Below are 3,968 nucleotides of genomic sequence, written 5' to 3' on the forward strand. Positions count from 1 at the left end.
ATCCATAAGTTAACTCGTCTAATGAAAAACATAACGCCCAATTAACGGGCTAAAAATAGTGGGCTAAAATGGAGCGAAGCGAACAGCCCGCTGTTTTTAGTCCTGTTGAATTTCTTGTTATATGTAATTATTCCAGATACTTAGAGAACGAATGTCGATATTTACCAAACCATAAAGTGTCAATTTCGTTGATTTCAATTTTGGCTCCTTTCCGAATAGGTATGCCTCTTGGAAGTCTAACTCTTACAGGTTGTTTTTTTTCAGGAATTTTCACCATCAAGTACATCGTGTGTCCTTCTTCATGCATTCTTGTGAAAGTACCTGTGACTTCACCTGAAACTTTCTCCGAACCATTAGAAGTTAGCCCAAAGATAAACAACCCAAATAGACCTACACAAACTCCTATTATTGAGAATATACGAATGCTATTCAGTCTCTCAGCGAGCAATAATTTATTTATCTTCTGTGTAGAATTTTCACGCATAGTTTGGGTACATATAACGCTTTGCTAAGGGGCAACCGAAACGCAGTGTAGGTTGTCCCGCGGAGGCCGCGCTTTTTGCGGCCGGAGTGTACTTGAGCAACTTGTTAGGTGCCACGGCAAACGACCAAAATACTGGCATTGCCACTTTCACCGTAATAAGACAAAGTTTCTTTAATTATTTTACAGCTCTCAGTGGCAGACATATTTTCTTGAATATATGCCTCAATGTCACGGATGTACTGATCTTTTTGCTCGCTGTTGTTATTTGAAGAAAACCTATGCTTGGAATAGACAAAATAATGATTGCCCTCACCATATTTTGGTACCGTTTGTTGTTTCGATAATGGATCAAGCTCAACATGGTATGGTGAATTTGAGCAGGCAACTAAAATCGAAGTTAAAATTATTATGGGTATTGATTTACTCACGACTCTCCAGAGCACCTAACGCTTAACATATGGGGATTTTAGGAGCGCTTTACCAGCGAGTAAAATTCCCACCATGATGTTTTTGTTATATTTCATTTCCTTACAGGTCCTAAAAAAAGTGTCCAACAATCGCTATATAACCTTTCCTTAAGACTAGGGTTATTGCGAACAAAAGGACGCACAATTATTAATAAAATACTCTTAGAACAAAGAAGAGCCAAAAATATTAAACCTAATAACAAACTGACCGAACCGCCATGTCTGTCAAATGAAATGTCGCCATTAGATATCATTGTCAGAGGCCAAATACTGACTAAAACTGAGAGCACTAAAAGCACGATATTGAACAATAACTTCCTTTTTATTGAACGTCTCACTTAATCTCCCTTGAAATATAACGTTTCGCATAAACAGCGGAGCAAGTTGGACGTTTTTTTGCGCCGTGTATTTTGCAAAAAATCGGCCTGCTTGCGGAGTCAGGTTTGATGCGCTTGTTAGGCATGTTCATTCACAACCTTGATTTGCGATATGTCCATCACCCTGATATGAGTTTGATAATAATACTTACCAGATGGCTTACCCTGTGAAGTAAAATCAATTTTAATTCTTTTCGCCTGGCCTGTAACCGAAATTGATTTATCCACTAAGTACTTTTGTGGTGTTGTTCCGTATTTGGCAACAAACAATGGGATTAACTTAGGATGAATTGCAACGGTAACTGAACGTTGGTCACGATAATCGAGTTCAGTATTGAGATAAACAAATGGGCCTTGGTTTCCCGCAGCCTTAACTTTTAAAATATATTCACCTTTGACTCCATTAGGCGCAAATTCTGCAGCGCTTCTTATAATTTCCATTGTGTCTGAGTGAGAGTGAGTTGTATCCACCAATGAAATAGGCTGGGTTGCACTGCATCCAGCTAAAACTAAAACGAGACTAAAAAAAACTATTTTCATTTTTTAATTCCTTATAAATGCCTAACGATTCACAGCAGCCGCGCCGTAGTTTGGCGTCGGATGGCTGTGCTTGTTAGTGCCCACGGTACACGCAGGCGCTTGATTAATGTGAATGACTGGCATGCAACTCCACAACCTGCTGAAGTTAAATATTGAATTTACCAGCGGTAGTGAAGTTGAAATGTGTGATGTAAATGTGATGACCAACTTCCTTTTAATGGTGTGACTGATTGCCACACACTGCCGAGCTAAAAACTTACCAGTTTACGTACCCAATTACCAGTAGCCACATTGAATAACGGATAGGGCTACTAACGCCTACAATAACGGGAAAAGCTAAGCGGCAGCGAGGCTTTTTCCCAATGAGCGAAGCGAATGTGGTTTATTGTTTTGTTATGTTTTGGATGCATAGTTAAATACAGCCACAAACATAGGTAAAAAGAACAAGGTGCTGCCTACAGCGACTAAAACAGTTGCTTTACCGCCAATTTGTGATTTAGCGTAAGTTAACTTGCTAGATTTGAAAACCGCTATACATGACCAACCTACACTCACTGTTAACCAGATATACCAGAACACTGGTGGGATGGCGATAGGCTTAGAATAAGCATAAGCCCAAAATGCAATAAGGCCGATGGCAAGAAAAAGGGCATTAGCCATTTCTTCTATCTTGACTCGCAGAGGACTGGTATCTTTACCAGAGATATACCCCGCGAGTTTGAATGGAAAAGGTAAAATCAGTAGTGATGCTGTAAGCCAAAATGTAACTTTCCAAAAAATCATTGGTCTTCCTTAAAAACATAACGCCCGCATAAAGGGCAGTAATACGTAGGCTAAAATTGGAACGAAGTGACAGAGCCTACGTGTTACTGTCCCAGCGAGCTTGCGAGCGATTTAATGCGTTTGTTATGTTTATTTGCCTAAATAGCGCAGTTGTATTTTTAACATAAACGCCAACAGCAAGCCGCAAATAATAGGTGTAGCCAATATAAAATTTACTCGCCCTTGATGCCAGTTCTGAGTAAGCCAATAAATAACAAAAAGTACCGAATAAACAGGAAACAGTACCATTAACTTGTTTTTTTGTACTGCCGTTTTCGTGTATTGCCCTAGTGCCAGTGACATAAAAAAGAGAAAAGAAAAAACGAAATAAGTTGCATACAGAGTGTTGTAAATGGCTTCCTGCAATGGCTTTTGAATTAGTAGTATGACAAATAGAATGCTCAGTCCAATAAATGGGAATCGCGCCGTTTTAATACTCATTAATGCCTAATTCCTAGCGTAAACATAACGCTTTTTATAAATGGCGCGCGTTTTTTGCGCGTCCAGTGAAGGCCGTTTTTTGGCCGTAACGATATTTAATAAACTTGTTAGCTATTCACTGCTACTAAATATTTGTCGTCCGCACTTTTCTTAGGGCCACCTAATACACTCATAAATGGAAATAATTTAACTTTAAGAAACCAAGTAGTACAAACAACAAAGAAAGCTAAAGTAAGCTCAATTATATTTACAGTTAAATCAGAACCAAATCCTTCAATATGAGTTGGCAATTTCATGGTAGTTAAAAGTGCGTAGATTAAGTACGCTTGGTGGTAATTATTGAAAACCCCATAAATAAGTGAAACAAAAAGCAAAACAATGATGGAGACTAAGACAATTGCTGATGTTTCACTTGATTTTAAGATCTCATAAAATAAAAATGAGATTAATACAGCACTTAATGCCATGACTCCAACTAAAAGATAATTAAGTAATTTGTATTTATTTGTCAGAACACTGTCTTTAATCGTAGCGACAATTGTCGCCAGTTTTTTCTCTGAAATTCCATCTTTGGAATATTTTTCAAATATACTCGCTCTAGATAAGCCATTATCAAAATCGAACTGACATTGCTTTTTAAGTTTCCATGTATTCAAATGATAACTCCATTTTATAACTGAATAGCTAACGATTCACAGCAGCCGCGCCGCAGTTTGGCGTCGGATGGCTGTGCTTGTTAGTGCCCACGGTACACGCAGGCGCTTGATTAATGTGAATGACTGGCATGCAACTCCACAACCTGCTGAAGTTAAATATTGAATTTACCAGCGGTAGTGA

At 38.5% G+C, this 3,968-nt stretch carries 6 protein-coding genes; all 6 read right to left on the reverse strand.

All coding sequences use genetic code 11. From position 1 onward, the window contains the following. Positions 1-127 precede the first annotated feature (127 nt). Positions 128-307 carry a hypothetical protein gene (locus QZ562_RS20155; RefSeq protein ID WP_293764316.1) on the reverse strand — a complete coding sequence of 60 codons (180 nt, stop codon included), beginning with the start codon at positions 305-307 and terminating at the stop codon, positions 128-130. A gap of 281 nt (positions 308-588) precedes the next feature. Beyond that, positions 589-912, reverse strand: a complete 324-nt coding sequence (locus tag QZ562_RS20160) for a hypothetical protein (RefSeq protein ID WP_293764319.1) — start codon at positions 910-912, stop codon at positions 589-591. Between the two features lie 494 nt (positions 913-1,406). Continuing rightward, the gene (locus tag QZ562_RS20165; RefSeq protein WP_293764322.1) at positions 1,407-1,868 is read right to left on the reverse strand and encodes a hypothetical protein; all 462 of its coding nucleotides are present in this window, start codon (positions 1,866-1,868) and stop codon (positions 1,407-1,409) included. A gap of 393 nt (positions 1,869-2,261) precedes the next feature. Beyond that, the gene (locus tag QZ562_RS20170; RefSeq protein WP_293764325.1) at positions 2,262-2,651 is read right to left on the reverse strand and encodes a hypothetical protein; all 390 of its coding nucleotides are present in this window, start codon (positions 2,649-2,651) and stop codon (positions 2,262-2,264) included. Between the two features lie 129 nt (positions 2,652-2,780). Further along, positions 2,781-3,131, reverse strand: coding sequence for a hypothetical protein (locus QZ562_RS20175; protein WP_293764328.1), 351 nt, complete (start codon positions 3,129-3,131; stop codon positions 2,781-2,783). Positions 3,132-3,238: 107 nt separating this feature from the next. Continuing rightward, a complete protein-coding gene (locus tag QZ562_RS20180; protein WP_293764331.1) occupies positions 3,239-3,787 on the reverse strand; it encodes a hypothetical protein in 549 nt (182 codons plus the stop codon). Positions 3,788-3,968: the final 181 nt, after the last annotated feature.

The sequence above is a fragment of the uncultured Paraglaciecola sp. genome (assembly GCF_913058035.1).
GTDB lineage: Bacteria > Pseudomonadota > Gammaproteobacteria > Enterobacterales > Alteromonadaceae > Paraglaciecola.

Coding starts and splice junctions, on each gene's coding strand:
- QZ562_RS20155 (WP_293764316.1), bottom strand. CDS start 307: ATGCATGAAGAAGGACACACGATGTACTTGATGGTGAAAATTCCTGAA.
- QZ562_RS20170 (WP_293764325.1), bottom strand. CDS start 2,651: ATGATTTTTTGGAAAGTTACATTTTGGCTTACAGCATCACTACTGATT.
- QZ562_RS20175 (WP_293764328.1), bottom strand. CDS start 3,131: ATGAGTATTAAAACGGCGCGATTCCCATTTATTGGACTGAGCATTCTA.
- QZ562_RS20165 (WP_293764322.1), bottom strand. CDS start 1,868: ATGAAAATAGTTTTTTTTAGTCTCGTTTTAGTTTTAGCTGGATGCAGT.